We start from the raw sequence: 14248 nt of genomic DNA, 5'->3' as shown, positions 1-14248 counted from the left end.
TCAATGGCAAAATCAAAGCAATCGCTTTTACACAACAAACTGTTCGGTCACATAGTGGCCGTTCTTTTTTATGTAATGATAGGATATTTTTTATATGGTGCTGCTTCCAATATGAACTATATTTGGAAATGGACAAGTGTTCCTAAATACTTTGCATACGAAAAAGTATTTAACATAGAAGCTCCATATGAAGGAATTCTAGAGATAACACCTAGTAACAAAGTTCGAATAAAAAATGAAGATGGTATAAAAGAGATAGAAATTCCAAGCGGATATGAGCTAGTAGCACAAGATGGTGATGAAGTTTATGAGTATGACCCAATAGCTTCAAAAACTGCTTGGGAAACTGGACCTTTACTAAAAGGTCTTGGAGTTACTCTTAAAATCTCAGGAGTATCTGCTATCTTAGCTTTTAGTATTGGTATTACTCTTGCATTTATGAGAATATCTAGTTATCAATTTCTAAGAGATATTGCAACAGCATATATTACCGTCATAAGAGGTACGCCTCTTTTGGTTCAGATATTTATATTTTACTTTATAGTTGCTACTATATTTAACTTGGAGAGATTTGTAGCAGGGGCATTATCTTTAGGACTCTTTTTTGGTGCTTACATAGCTGAAGTACTAAGAGGTGCTATACAATCAATCGATAAAGGTCAATACGAAGCTGCAAAATCACTTGGTATGAATTATGTTCAAACTATGGTTTATATCATTATGCCTCAAGCCTTAAAAAGAGCACTTCCAGCTTTAGTTGGCGAAATGATAGCTCTTGTTAAAGACTCATCTTTGGTATCAGTAATTTCAATTACAGATTTAACTAAGGTGGGTAGAGAAATTGTTGCAAACACATTTTCACCATTTGAAACATGGCTAATTGTTGCTGGTATGTACTTTAGTATAACAGCACTTTTAGCACTAATCGGTGGTAAATTAGAGAAAAAAATGGAAGCTAGTGGAGGTATGTAAGCTTTTGCTTACATCCTCTTTAATTTGTCTTTTCTTCTAAAGTATTTAAAATATTAATTTCCCTTGATTTTACATATTGATTTATGAGATTCTCATCACGAGAATTAGGAAAAATCTTTATGCAATATCTATATGATTCTTTATACTCTATTATATTTAAAATTTCTCCATAAACTAGTACTTTTCTCAAACCATCTTTAAAATCTAAATCAAAGCTTATATCCACTTTTGCACCTGCAAATATGCCATTGTTTTGCGAGCTAATAACACCAAGTCCACTTACAGATAAATCATATAAAATTCCATTTGTGATCAAATTTGGTTCAAGCTCTAATTTTACATGTACTAATGCTTCTGGATAAACTCTAATATGTGTTCTATTCATGGCTGGCATATTAAAAAGATAACTAAAATTTCCCAATACAATTTGGTCTTCATGAAATGAATTCTCAATAATATCTGCTTTTATGTATTTTGTAAAATCGTCATTTTTTAATATATAAGCAACTCTCTCATCCAACATGGCTATTTTTTGCAATTTATCTACATTAAATGTTATTTCATCATTTTCTATTTTTATAATTTTACCTTCACTAGAAATTGGAATGCCTTCGTATAAATTAAAAAATGTTACATTTTTTTTGTTTTTACCTATATTTTCTAAAATTTTATATATTTTTTCATCATCCCTATGGCTTTCTTCTGTATCAAAGTTTAAGGAATATGGTTCTTGAATATTTTTTTTACAAATTTCTATTTCAAAATCAATCGTATATTTATGAACCAATCTTACAAGCAATTCTAAATTGTTACTATAATCTACTGATTTATTTTTAAAAAATTCAATATATTTTTCTATTAGAAAAAAGCCTAACTTATTTATGAGAAATCCTACTAATACACCATCTTCTTTCATCTCACTAAAGATATTTCCTTCAAAAGTAGTGATGAAAATATCATCTTTAAAAATATCTTGGTATATCAAAGCACCAACATCTCGTAGAGTATTTTCTTCGTAGTTGTTTTTATATGTTCTACATAACTCAATAAAATAATCTACAAATTCATCTTTAAAACTTTCAATAAATTCAATTGAGTCATCTAAAAAATTTTTAGTTTCTTCTTCAATCATTTTACATTACTCCGCTATAACTTTACTCAAATCGAGAGAAATTTTAGTTCCTTTTTCTTTTTTTGAGTCAATTTTGATAAATATCTTCTCTTCATCACAATAAGCTTTTACTATACTAAGACCTATACCATAACCCATGTTTTTGTTATCTTCTTGGTAGTAACGATTAAATACATTAAAAACTTCACTCTCATCCATACCTATCCCATTATCTATTATACACAATTTTGTATCATTTAGCTCTATATTTATTGGATTATTATTTTTATTATATTTTATGGCATTATCTAATAAATTAGTAAGAATCTTTATAAAGCCATGTTTATCTACTTTAAGTTTTAATGATTTTCCATCATAATTAATCTTTACATGTAGATTTAAAGAAGCAAATTTTTCAATAACACTATTGAGTACTTCACTTAATTCAAACTCCTCTTTTAAATCCTCTAAAACCTCTTTCTTGATGTAGTAATCAACATCTTTATAAAGCCTTGTCAATTTCTTCGCCATATGATATAATAAATTTATCTTAATTTAAACGATATAAATCAAGTATTTACAAAACCCATAGACTTTTCTTCGCCAAACATTCCACCTTTTTCTCTATTTATTTCTAATATGAAATCTTCCATATAAAATATTGGCTCATCTTTAAGCGCTACCCTTAAAGCACAGTTTTTAAGCACTAGCTTAATCTGTCCACCACTTAATTTATATTTAGCCAACTCCTCAATAGAGAAATTTTCCTCATAAACTGCACTCTCTGGCAAAAGTTTTTGCCAAAGTTCTACTCTTTGTTTAAAATTAGGATTCTTAAACTCTATCTTATAATCAAATCTTCTTGAAAATGCTGGATCGATAGAATCTAACATATTTGTAGTAGCTATTAAAACTCCACTAAAATTTTCAATTTGTTCTAAAAATATATTTTGCATTTGATTATGCATTTTATCACTACTTGAAGCTCCTTCACTAACTCTTGTGCTTAAAAATTGGTCAGCTTCATTTAAAAGTAACACTGGTTCACTCTTTGTTTTTTGGCTCAAATCTCTGTAAGTATCAAAAATTTTTCTTACATTTTGTTCACTCTCACCTACATATTTTGATAAAATTTTAGAACAATCAAAACTAAGTACTCTTTTTTTCATACTTTTAGCAAGAGAAAGTGCGCTCATTGTTTTTCCTGTTCCTGGAGGTCCATAAAATATAACTTTTGCATCAATCCCGCTTCTTCTTTCTTTAATCCCCCACTCTCTTAATAATCTTATAACTTTTCTATCTACTTGTTTTAATAAATTATTTAAAAGCTCTCTTGTTTGAGAATCTAGCACAACATCTTCTAAAGTATTTTTTGGCTCAATCAACTCAAAAAGTTCTTGTTCTCTAACAAGCATATCTAATTTTATCTTTTTTACTTTTTTATCTTTATTAGGATGCATAATCTTTTGAAGTAACTCTTCACTTATGAAAAAGCTTCTACTAACTCCTCCAAAGCCATTAAGCATTTCATCATAATCTATAATATCTTCTTCAATAAGTTTTGAACCCTCTTCTAACAAAGCTCTGTTTTGTATCTTTTCATACTCATCAAAACTAATAAGACTAATAAGAGTATTCATATCTCTTAAGCTTTCAAACTCTCCTGCATATTCCTCTTTTAAAAGTGCTAAAAAAATAATTTGTTCTTTTTGATTTAAGCTGTGTTCATTAAAAATTTCTTCAACTACAATTTGGATTTCACTTACTTCAAGTCTTGCTTGAATACGTGATTCTAATAGTTCTAACTTTGTTTTTAATCTAGAACTATTTACAGAATTTTCTGCTAAATTTTGCTTATTTGAATTTAGTTTTTGATACATTTCAATTCTTAAAAATTGATCTTTTAAATATTCTAAATGATCATTATATGGAGTAATTTCAGGCAACTCAATGTCAAGCGAGCCATCTTCTAATAATTTTAAAAATGCATTACTCAAAGATATGGATGAATTTAATAACTCTAGATTAGATACCTCAGAAAGCTTTAGGTTTACAAATGCCCCATGAGTAATCCATCCTTGTTCAAGTAAGTTTTTTATGTGATGTAATTCTTTTATGTGAGCATAGTTTTTATCGCCAAAAATTGAAATCAATGTATCTAATACAACAACTTCAACACTGCCTTTTATGTAGCTTTTTGTAATTTCTTGAAGAATTTTAGCTTCTATTTCTGTACATTTTAAGTGTTCAAAAATTTTACTATCTTTAATATTTGAACTTTCTAAAAAGTCAATCAAGTAATGCAAGCATATTCCTTATGATATCTAATGAAATTTTTCAATTCAACATTTTCTATACAAATTAAATACTTAATTTGTTATTCTAGTATCATAACATAACAAACAGATGATATAGTTTAAGACAGTAAATTACTGCCTCAAACTATACATGTAAATCAAGATTTAGTAAATTTTCCTTTTTTTACTTCATCTTTTAAAACTCTTTTTAAAACTTTTCCTGTTGCATTCTTAGGAAGTTCTTCAACAAAGTAGATATGTTTAGGTAATTTAAAATTGGCTAGGTGTGATTTTAGATATTTTTTTAGTTTCATTTCATCTAATGTAACCTCATCTTTAGCCTGGATAAATGCCATAACTTCTTCATCTTTAGTTTCTGTTGGCATACCAATAACAGCTACACTATCAACACCTTCATATTTAGCGATAATTTCTTCAATCTCTCTTGGATATATATTGATTCCTTTTGAGATAATCAAATCTTTTTTTCTATCGACTATATATAAAAAACCATCTTCATCAACTTTTCCTAAATCTCCAGTTAAAAGCCAACCATTAACGATAGTTTCATCAGTAGCATCAGGACGATTTAAATAACCTTGCATGACACAATCACCCTTAACTATGATTTCTCCTACTTCGCCAACTGGAAGCTCTACCATCTCATCATTGACAATTTTTACTTCATATCCATCTAAAGGCAAACCAACAGAGAGTGGTTTTTGTCTATCTAATCTATTTACAGCAACTGCTGGCGAGCATTCACTCAAACCATATCCTTCAGTTAAAACTGCATTTTTAAATTTTTTAGAAAAATCATTTAAAACTGCTTCGCTAAGAGGAGCTGAACCACTTATAAAGATTCTTATTTTATTAAACCACATAAAATACCATGGAATTTTTGCTTTTATGAGTGAATTATAAAGAGTTGGAACTCCTAAGAATATAGTAGCTCTTTTTAAAAGTGCTTGTTTTAGTACATTTGCAAATGGGAAAACTGATTTTACGATGATGACTGAGCTATTTACCATGACAGGTAAAATTACCATGATTGAGAGTGTAAAAGAGTGAAACATAGGTAAAAAAACTAAAAATCTATCTTTTTCATCTATTCTAAAAGCTCTTGTTCCACTTACTACATTTGATAAGATATTGCGATAACTAAGCATTGCACCTTTTGGTTTGCCAGTTGTGCCTGAAGTATATACAATACAAGCTAAATCATCTAGTTTTGGAGGGTTTGCAATTTGCTCATGAGTTTCCATACTTCCAACAATCTCTGTAAAACTATAATTTCTTTCATCAAGACCATCATAAGCATCAGTCCAAACAATCTTTTCAACATTTGTAGAAAAAAGCAGATTTTTTGTTTCTTTTGCAAATTTAGAAGATGTTATGAGCATCTTTGCTCCACAATCACCTACTATGTACTCAAACTCTTCTCTTTTTAAAAAGTTATTGATAGGTACTACAATAGCACCTATCTTTGTAATAGCAAATAGTGAAACCATAAACTCTTCAGAGTTGCCAACTATCATAGCAACTCTATCTTTTGATTTTACACCACTAAACTCTAAAAACCTAGCAAAAGTATCTATCTTTTGCTTAAATCTTAAATTATCAACCTTTCTATCATCTATAAATATAACTGGTTTTTTAGGACTTACTTTGGCATTATGCTCAATTGCCTCGTAAAAATTTTGATAATTATACTCTAGCTGCATATTAGAACCTATATTTTAGTGAAGCTGTTACTAAGTGTGCTGCTGAATCTGTAAAAGTTCCATCTAATGTACCATTATTTACACTTCTTGTATCTTTATCACTAAAGAGATAAGAAAAACCAAGTTTCATTTTGTCATTTACTTTATACTCTAAACCAGCTGAGTAAAGGTAAGCATCACTATCTGGAAGCTCAAATCCTAAAGTAGCATCTGGTGCTGGAGTTTTATCGATAGAAAAGCCTGCCATTAATTTTAATTTATCATTGTACTGATGTGTTATACCGATACGATATGCATTTACATCTTTCCAATTTTTTGGTTTAACATTATCAAAAGTAGCCAACGCTCCGGTTGTTAAATCACTATCATAATTAAAATCTAAATTTTTATAATCTGACCAATATGTTCTATCTAAAACTAATTCAACTGTTGTTTTATTAAATGTATAAGCAGCAGCAATTGCCAATGTAGCTGGAAGAGGGATAGTAACACTTGCCCCACCATTATATGTTCCTAAAACTGTACCATATGGTGCTAAGCCTGAAAGAACAATATTTGACAATTTCGCATCTCCTGTTACAGTCAAGTCCACTTTTGAGCGATAAGTTGTCGATAGAGTTAAATTTTCTATTGGTTTGTAACTTAGCGCTAAGTTATAACCAAAATCAATTGAATCTCCTGTCATATCTCTTTTTACATTAACATAAGACTCATTGGTACCATCTAAATTTAAATCAGCTGGTGCTGCTCCATCACTCTTAACTATACCATCTGTATAAACACCTCTTAAACCAAAACCTATAGAAAATTTATCATTTACTTTATATGCTGCAGTTGGGTTTAATTCTAATATTTTTAGTGTAAATTCTTCAGAAAAAGTTTTAGAAAAAGCCTCATCCCATCTTTTTGAAAGTCCACCAGGAGCTACAAAAGAAAGACCAAATCTCCAGTTGTTTACTTCAGGTGATACATAGTGAAATGTAGGTACATAAAAGTTCTCTTGTTTAGAATCACCATTGTAAGTTGACGTTCTATTATCTGTATATTTAACTTTTGGAAGATTTATATAAGTAAATGCTAATTCCATCTCACTAGCATTATCATTCCAAACCATATTTGCAGGGTTATAATAACTAGCATCTGCACCATTTGCATTTGCTACATAAGCAGCTCCTAAAGCCACACTGTTTGATGATTGCTCAGGGATTCTATATCCTGATGCATTTAAGCTCAATGCACCAACCCCTAGTAGTACTAATGCCTTTGTATATGTATTCATATGTTCTCCTAAATAATTAATTTTCAATAAGACTATATAAAAGTTCGATTTCTTGATCCCATATAGTCTCATCTATGGTCTCAAGCACCATTGGTATATCATCAATCCTTTCATCATTCATAATAAATCTAAATGCATCAAGACCGATTTTGCCCTTACCAATAGACTCGTGCCTATCTTTTTTGCTGCCAAGCTCAGGTTTTGAATCATTTATGTGCATTCCCATAAGATATTCAAAACCGACAATTGTATCAAAATTTTGCATAGTTTTTTCATATGCCTCTTTAGTTCGTATATCATAACCTGCTACAAACATGTGACAAGTATCGATACAAACACCTACTCTACTCTTATCTATACTATTTTCAATCAAATATGCAAGATGTTCAAACTTATAGCCAAGATTACTACCTTGACCTGCTGTATTTTCTATCACAAGCTTTACATCTTTTGTTACCTCTAAAGCTTTATTCATAGATTTGCTTATATTTTCTAAACACTCTTCTTCACTAATAAGTTTTAAATAACTTCCTGGGTGAAAATTTAATCTATCAAGTCCTAAAAGTTCACACCTTTGAAGCTCATCAATAAAAGCATTTAAAGATTTTTCTCTTTTTTCAAGCTCAGGATGTCCTAGATTTATAAGATAGCTATCATGAGGTAAAACATGTTTAGGTAATATCTCACTTTTTTCTAATTCATCTTTGAATTTTTTTATAATTTTATCATCAAGTGGTTTTGCATTCCACTGTCTTTGATTTTTCACAAAAAGTGCAAAGGCTTTTGCATTTATCTTTTTTGCATTAATAGGAGCATTAAATACTCCTCCACTAGCACTTACATGAGCACCAATATACTTCATCTTATTTCCTTAAGTTTTATTAAAACTCTATTTTGTTTATCTTTAAAATATAAACTATCTTCTTTAATTTCGTAAAATACATCATAGTGTTTTGTTTTTAAACTTTGATTAAATCCATTTTTTAACTTTTTTAAACTCTTTCCGTTGTAGATTGGCTTAAAATTAAACAAATCATCCACAAAAGTTTTGTAATGAGAGTATCCAAAAAAATCGCTATTGAACTTTTCTTTACTCACACACACATAATCTAAACATACATCATCTTTTATAAGCAAATCCAAAACAGGAGTCCCTGCTGAAAAAAGTTGCAAATTAAATCTTTTACTATCTTTTTTTATAAAACCAGTATCACTCAAAGCAATCTGCTTATTTTTAATCACAACATGATAAGATTTAGATGACATATAAGGATTTTTAAAAGAACATCCGCCTAGTAAGAAAACGAGTGATACAACTACAAAAAATCTAATCACTAGAGCTTCTTTTGTTTTTATAGTAAGTTCCAAGCTCTGCACTTAATGTTCCTACCAAAATCAATCCTGCTCCAAAAAGCTGAGTAGCTAACAAACTCTCATTTGCAAAATAGTATCCAAAAAATCCTGCACTCACTGGTTCCATTGTAAATATAATAGCAGTCTTTGCCGGAGTTGTAAATTTTTGCATAACAGTTTGAACAAAAAAAGCAAAAACTGTTGCGAAAAGTACCGTTATTATTAATGCTTGTAAAAATATTCCATCAAAACTCTTAGGCATAATCTTACCATCTAAAACCATAGCTCCTATTAAACTAAACAAAGCCACAACACTAAATTGGATTGTAACTAATAAAAATGGACTATATTGTTTCGAGTAATTTCCTGTGAAGACTATATGAAGAGCAAACATAATTGCACAAATAAAAGTATAAAATTCACCTCTTGCAAATCCTATCTCATTGTTTGTTAAAAAATACAGTCCAATTGTAGCTAAAATTGCTCCCATCAATGAGTAAGTAGAAACTTTTTTCTTAAAAAGTAGATAAACCAACAAAGGCACAATTACAACATTTAAGCCTGTTATAAACGCAACTGTTGAAGAGTAAGTATAAGTTAAACCAAAAGTTTGAAAAGCAAATCCTAAAAACATAAATAAACCAAGAAGGAATCCTGCTTTTATAGTTTTTTTATCTACATGTAAAAACTCTTTATATGAAATAACAGCCATAAAAATTGCAGCCATAAAAAAACGCCAAAATAAAAAAACATAAACTGGAGTATCTTCTATGGCATCTTGAACAATAAAAAATGTTCCTCCCCAAGCAATTGCTACAAGTAAAAGTGAAAAATCAGCTCCAAACTCTTTTATCTTACTTTTTATCAAATTTTATATCCTTATTATAAAAACGCGTATTCTACCATATATCGAAAATATTTCATAATTTAATATAAATCAACTCTACTTTGAACTTTTTAGTAAATTTTATTTAACATTTTAACAAAATAGTGCTATAATATTGAAATTTTGCCATGAAGGTTGTCATTATGAATTTTTTTAGATTAATTTTATCAGTTTTATTTTCATTTTCTTTATTGCAAGCAAACTCAATAAATGATTTTAAAGAAGCCAAAGAAATTTTCAAAGGATGTGCAAAATGTCATGGTAAAGATGGGAAAAACAAGGCTTTTGGGATGAGTGATGCCATAGCAGGTCAAAGCGTTGAAGATTTGATAGATAGTATGAATTTTTTTAAAGATTCAAAATTTGAAGGCAGAGGCGTGACAAAAGTAATGGCTAAAAAAATTAAAGTACTAAATGATAAACAGATAGAAGAACTCGCAAATTACATATCAAACCTAAAAAAATAAGGATAGAAATAAAATGAAAAAGATATTTTCATCTCTAATTGTACTACTTACTTTAGTTGCATTTACACAACAAGCAAACGCTAGCGTTGTTAAAGGAAAAAGATATTACATCCAGCTTCTAAAAAAACCTTGTGGATTTAAAGGTGACGTTATGGGTAAATATCACACAAAAAGAGAATGGAGAAATATCTATAGAAGTGGTAAACTAGCAGAAGAAATTCAAAGAATATGTCCAAAAGCACCAAACATATCTTCAAAAAAGAAACAAAAAAACTTATATCATTTTTTCAGCTCATTTGCTAGTGATAGTGGAAACGTGCCAAGCTGTAACTAAATGTAAATACAATAACATTAATAGTATATATAAATGTAACAAAAATATACATTGTTTAAAAAATATACACGAAATACCTTTTTTTTATATTCGTTTTATGATAAGCTGATAAAATCACTATTACGCAATTAAAGAAAGGGTTATATGGAAAAACCAATAATTAGCATGAAAAATGTTGAAAAGTACTATGGAGATTTTCATGTACTTAAAAATATCAACTTTGATGTAAATGAAGGTGAGATAGTAGTTATATGCGGACCTAGTGGAAGTGGAAAATCAACTTTAATTAGATGTATAAATCGCTTAGAAGATATTGATAGTGGAGACATTTTTGTTGATGGACAAAATCTTTACGACAAATCAGTCAATGTAAATGAGCTTAGAGCTGAAACAGGTATGCTTTTTCAGCATTTCAATCTCTTTCCTCACTTAACAATACTAGAAAACATAACAATAGCACAAGTTAAAGTTAAAGGTACTCCAAAGCATGATGCAAATGAAATATCTTTGAAACTTTTAGAAAAAGTTGGACTTGTTCACAAGGCTGAAGGATATCCAAATGAGCTTAGTGGTGGTCAAAAACAGCGTGTTGCAATCGCTAGAACACTTGCAATGAAACCAAAAGTTATACTTTTTGATGAACCAACAAGTGCACTTGATCCTGAAATGATAGGTGGTGTTTTAGATGTTATGAGAGATCTAGCGCACGAAAATTATACTATAGTTTGTGTAACTCACGAAATGGGTTTTGCAAAAGAGGTTAGTAATCGTGTTGTATTTATGGATGAAGGTCAAATTTTAGAAGAAAATACGCCGGAAAATTTCTTTAAACATCCAAAAACTGAGCGTGCACAAAAATTCTTACAAGAAGTATTAGTACACTAATAAACAAAAAATCAAAAGGAGATAGAATGAAAAAAATTCTTGTTGCATTATTTTTAATGCTTGGACTAAACGCAATGGCTGATGATATCAGTTTATGGCAAAAATCAACACTTAATCAAGTTCTACAAAGAGGTGAATTAAGAGTTGGAATGGAACCTGGCTATATGCCATTTGAGATGAAAGATAAAAAAGGTAATATCATTGGTTTTGATGTTGATATAGCTAAGGCTATGGCAAAAGCAATGGGTGTTAAACTAAAACTTGTTCCAACTGCATGGGATGGAATCATAGCTGGTCTTTTAACTGATAAGTTTGATATTCTTATGAGTGGTATGACTGTAACTCAAGAGAGAAACTTAAAAATCAACTTTGCTAATCCTTACATAAGTGTTGGTCAAACTATCATTGCAAATAAAAAGCATGCTGGAAAAACTTGGAAAGACCTAGATAAACCAGAATACACTATAGTTACAAAACTAGGAGTTACTGGTGAAATTGCAACTAGAAAAATGTTTAGAAAAGCAAAAATCAGAACTTTTGAAACTGAAGCTGACGCAGCTCAAGAAGTACTAAATGGAAATGCAGATGCATTTGTTTATGACAAACCATACAATGCAATTTTCTATGCTCAAAAGCAAGCAACTGGAAAAATAGTACATATGGATGAAGACTTAACATATGAGCCTTTAGGATGGGCTGTAAGAAAAGGTGATCCAGATTTTCTTAACTGGTTAAATAACTTCTTAAATCAAATCAAACATGATGGTGTATATGATAGAATATACAACAAATGGTTTGAAAAAGATGCTTGGTTGAAAAAGGTTAACTAATCAATGGCAAAATCAAAGCAATCGCTTTTACACAACAAACTGTTCGGTCACATAGTGGCCGTTCTTTTTTATGTAATGATAGGATATTTTTTATATGGTGCTGCTTCCAATATGAACTATATTTGGAAATGGACAAGTGTTCCTAAATACTTTGCATACGAAAAAGTATTTAACATAGAAGCTCCATATGAAGGAATTCTAGAGATAACACCTAGTAACAAAGTTCGAATAAAAAATGAAGATGGTATAAAAGAGATAGAAATTCCAAGCGGATATGAGCTAGTAGCACAAGATGGTGATGAAGTTTATGAGTATGACCCAATAGCTTCAAAAACTGCTTGGGAAACTGGACCTTTACTAAAAGGTCTTGGAGTTACTCTTAAAATCTCAGGAGTATCTGCTATCTTAGCTTTTAGTATTGGTATTACTCTTGCATTTATGAGAATATCTAGTTATCAATTTCTAAGAGATATTGCAACAGCATATATTACCGTCATAAGAGGTACGCCTCTTTTGGTTCAGATATTTATATTTTACTTTATAGTTGCTACTATATTTAACTTGGAGAGATTTGTAGCAGGGGCATTATCTTTAGGACTCTTTTTTGGTGCTTACATAGCTGAAGTACTAAGAGGTGCTATACAATCAATCGATAAAGGTCAATACGAAGCTGCAAAATCACTTGGTATGAATTATGTTCAAACTATGGTTTATATCATTATGCCTCAAGCCTTAAAAAGAGCACTTCCAGCTTTAGTTGGCGAAATGATAGCTCTTGTTAAAGACTCATCTTTGGTATCAGTAATTTCAATTACAGATTTAACTAAGGTGGGTAGAGAAATTGTTGCAAACACATTTTCACCATTTGAAACATGGCTAATTGTTGCTGGTATGTACTTTAGTATAACAGCACTTTTAGCACTAATCGGTGGTAAATTAGAGAAAAAAATGGAAGCTAGTGGAGGTATGTAAGCTTTTGCTTACATCCTCTTTAATTTGTCTTTTCTTCTAAAGTATTTAAAATATTAATTTCCCTTGATTTTACATATTGATTTATGAGATTCTCATCACGAGAATTAGGAAAAATCTTTATGCAATATCTATATGATTCTTTATACTCTATTATATTTAAAATTTCTCCATAAACTAGTACTTTTCTCAAACCATCTTTAAAATCTAAATCAAAGCTTATATCCACTTTTGCACCTGCAAATATGCCATTGTTTTGCGAGCTAATAACACCAAGTCCACTTACAGATAAATCATATAAAATTCCATTTGTGATCAAATTTGGTTCAAGCTCTAATTTTACATGTACTAATGCTTCTGGATAAACTCTAATATGTGTTCTATTCATGGCTGGCATATTAAAAAGATAACTAAAATTTCCCAATACAATTTGGTCTTCATGAAATGAATTCTCAATAATATCTGCTTTTATGTATTTTGTAAAATCGTCATTTTTTAATATATAAGCAACTCTCTCATCCAACATGGCTATTTTTTGCAATTTATCTACATTAAATGTTATTTCATCATTTTCTATTTTTATAATTTTACCTTCACTAGAAATTGGAATGCCTTCGTATAAATTAAAAAATGTTACATTTTTTTTGTTTTTACCTATATTTTCTAAAATTTTATATATTTTTTCATCATCCCTATGGCTTTCTTCTGTATCAAAGTTTAAGGAATATGGTTCTTGAATATTTTTTTTACAAATTTCTATTTCAAAATCAATCGTATATTTATGAACCAATCTTACAAGCAATTCTAAATTGTTACTATAATCTACTGATTTATTTTTAAAAAATTCAATATATTTTTCTATTAGAAAAAAGCCTAACTTATTTATGAGAAATCCTACTAATACACCATCTTCTTTCATCTCACTAAAGATATTTCCTTCAAAAGTAGTGATGAAAATATCATCTTTAAAAATATCTTGGTATATCAAAGCACCAACATCTCGTAGAGTATTTTCTTCGTAGTTGTTTTTATATGTTCTACATAACTCAATAAAATAATCTACAAATTCATCTTTAAAACTTTCAATAAATTCAATTGAGTCATCTAAAAAATTTTTAGTTTCTTCTTCAATCATTTTACA

The 14248-nt window shown here is 29.6% G+C and carries 15 protein-coding genes; 6 read left to right on the top strand and 9 right to left on the bottom strand.

The window, feature by feature from the left end:
• Positions 1–3 precede the first annotated feature (3 nt).
• The gene (locus ACKGJI_RS00930) at positions 4–972 is read left to right on the top strand and encodes an amino acid ABC transporter permease (protein WP_458700683.1); all 969 of its coding nucleotides are present in this window, start codon (positions 4–6) and stop codon (positions 970–972) included.
• 19 nt (positions 973–991) lie between these two features.
• Here the strand turns inward: ACKGJI_RS00930 and ACKGJI_RS00925 are convergent, their stop codons facing one another.
• The 8 genes from ACKGJI_RS00925 to ACKGJI_RS00890 form a co-directional block, all read right to left on the bottom strand.
• Positions 992–2104, bottom strand: a complete 1113-nt coding sequence (locus ACKGJI_RS00925; RefSeq protein ID WP_458700682.1) for a PilZ domain-containing protein — start codon at positions 2102–2104, stop codon at positions 992–994.
• A 6-nt stretch (positions 2105–2110) separates the two neighbouring features.
• On the bottom strand, positions 2111–2602 hold the full coding sequence (locus tag ACKGJI_RS00920) for a sensor histidine kinase (protein WP_458700695.1): 492 nt from the start codon (positions 2600–2602) through the stop codon (positions 2111–2113).
• Positions 2603–2652: 50 nt separating this feature from the next.
• A complete protein-coding gene (locus ACKGJI_RS00915; protein WP_458700694.1) occupies positions 2653–4389 on the bottom strand; it encodes an ATP-binding protein in 1737 nt (578 codons plus the stop codon).
• Between the two features lie 149 nt (positions 4390–4538).
• Positions 4539–6104: a fatty acid--CoA ligase gene (locus ACKGJI_RS00910; protein ID WP_458700693.1), complete on the bottom strand. Its 1566-nt coding sequence runs from the start codon at positions 6102–6104 to the stop codon at positions 4539–4541.
• Position 6105: 1 nt separating this feature from the next.
• A complete protein-coding gene (locus ACKGJI_RS00905) occupies positions 6106–7383 on the bottom strand; it encodes an OmpP1/FadL family transporter (protein ID WP_458700692.1) in 1278 nt (425 codons plus the stop codon).
• A 16-nt stretch (positions 7384–7399) separates the two neighbouring features.
• Complete coding sequence (gene nfo, locus ACKGJI_RS00900; RefSeq protein WP_458700691.1) at positions 7400–8245, bottom strand: deoxyribonuclease IV; 846 nt, start codon at positions 8243–8245, stop codon at positions 7400–7402.
• The gene (locus tag ACKGJI_RS00895; protein ID WP_458700690.1) at positions 8242–8718 is read right to left on the bottom strand and encodes a hypothetical protein; all 477 of its coding nucleotides are present in this window, start codon (positions 8716–8718) and stop codon (positions 8242–8244) included. Before ACKGJI_RS00895 ends, nfo begins: the two co-directional genes overlap by 4 nt.
• Complete coding sequence (locus tag ACKGJI_RS00890) at positions 8711–9604, bottom strand: DMT family transporter (protein ID WP_458700689.1); 894 nt, start codon at positions 9602–9604, stop codon at positions 8711–8713. Before ACKGJI_RS00890 ends, ACKGJI_RS00895 begins: the two co-directional genes overlap by 8 nt.
• 161 nt (positions 9605–9765) lie before the next feature.
• On the opposite strand from ACKGJI_RS00890, the gene ACKGJI_RS00885 reads away from it, so the two are divergent.
• From ACKGJI_RS00885 to ACKGJI_RS00865, 5 genes are all read left to right on the top strand, one after another.
• A complete protein-coding gene (locus tag ACKGJI_RS00885) occupies positions 9766–10089 on the top strand; it encodes a c-type cytochrome (protein ID WP_458700688.1) in 324 nt (107 codons plus the stop codon).
• A gap of 13 nt (positions 10090–10102) precedes the next feature.
• A complete protein-coding gene (locus ACKGJI_RS00880; RefSeq protein ID WP_458700687.1) occupies positions 10103–10423 on the top strand; it encodes a cytochrome C in 321 nt (106 codons plus the stop codon).
• A gap of 144 nt (positions 10424–10567) precedes the next feature.
• Positions 10568–11308 (top strand): amino acid ABC transporter ATP-binding protein, encoded by a 741-nt coding sequence (locus tag ACKGJI_RS00875; protein ID WP_458700686.1) that lies wholly within the window; start codon positions 10568–10570, stop codon positions 11306–11308.
• A gap of 26 nt (positions 11309–11334) precedes the next feature.
• A complete protein-coding gene (locus ACKGJI_RS00870) occupies positions 11335–12138 on the top strand; it encodes a transporter substrate-binding domain-containing protein (protein WP_458700685.1) in 804 nt (267 codons plus the stop codon).
• 3 nt (positions 12139–12141) lie between these two features.
• The gene (locus ACKGJI_RS00865) at positions 12142–13110 is read left to right on the top strand and encodes an amino acid ABC transporter permease (protein WP_458700683.1); all 969 of its coding nucleotides are present in this window, start codon (positions 12142–12144) and stop codon (positions 13108–13110) included.
• A gap of 19 nt (positions 13111–13129) precedes the next feature.
• On the opposite strand, the gene ACKGJI_RS00860 is transcribed toward ACKGJI_RS00865, so the two are convergent.
• On the bottom strand, positions 13130–14242 hold the full coding sequence (locus tag ACKGJI_RS00860; protein WP_458700682.1) for a PilZ domain-containing protein: 1113 nt from the start codon (positions 14240–14242) through the stop codon (positions 13130–13132).
• Between the last annotated feature and the right edge of the window lie 6 nt (positions 14243–14248).

Source organism: Sulfurospirillum sp. 1307, assembly GCF_054408545.1.
This window is presented reverse-complemented; position numbering and strand designations above follow the sequence as displayed.

What these genes read in the sequence shown, in the direction of transcription:
- ACKGJI_RS00875 (WP_458700686.1), top strand. Translation starts at nt 10,568, where the DNA reads ATGGAAAAACCAATAATTAGCATGAAAAATGTTGAAAAGTACTATGGA.
- nfo (WP_458700691.1), bottom strand. Translation starts at nt 8,245, where the DNA reads ATGAAGTATATTGGTGCTCATGTAAGTGCTAGTGGAGGAGTATTTAAT.
- ACKGJI_RS00860 (WP_458700682.1), bottom strand. Translation starts at nt 14,242, where the DNA reads ATGATTGAAGAAGAAACTAAAAATTTTTTAGATGACTCAATTGAATTT.
- ACKGJI_RS00905 (WP_458700692.1), bottom strand. Translation starts at nt 7,383, where the DNA reads ATGAATACATATACAAAGGCATTAGTACTACTAGGGGTTGGTGCATTG.
- ACKGJI_RS00865 (WP_458700683.1), top strand. Translation starts at nt 12,142, where the DNA reads ATGGCAAAATCAAAGCAATCGCTTTTACACAACAAACTGTTCGGTCAC.
- ACKGJI_RS00880 (WP_458700687.1), top strand. Translation starts at nt 10,103, where the DNA reads ATGAAAAAGATATTTTCATCTCTAATTGTACTACTTACTTTAGTTGCA.
- ACKGJI_RS00885 (WP_458700688.1), top strand. Translation starts at nt 9,766, where the DNA reads ATGAATTTTTTTAGATTAATTTTATCAGTTTTATTTTCATTTTCTTTA.
- ACKGJI_RS00870 (WP_458700685.1), top strand. Translation starts at nt 11,335, where the DNA reads ATGAAAAAAATTCTTGTTGCATTATTTTTAATGCTTGGACTAAACGCA.
- ACKGJI_RS00925 (WP_458700682.1), bottom strand. Translation starts at nt 2,104, where the DNA reads ATGATTGAAGAAGAAACTAAAAATTTTTTAGATGACTCAATTGAATTT.
- ACKGJI_RS00910 (WP_458700693.1), bottom strand. Translation starts at nt 6,104, where the DNA reads ATGCAGCTAGAGTATAATTATCAAAATTTTTACGAGGCAATTGAGCAT.
- ACKGJI_RS00930 (WP_458700683.1), top strand. Translation starts at nt 4, where the DNA reads ATGGCAAAATCAAAGCAATCGCTTTTACACAACAAACTGTTCGGTCAC.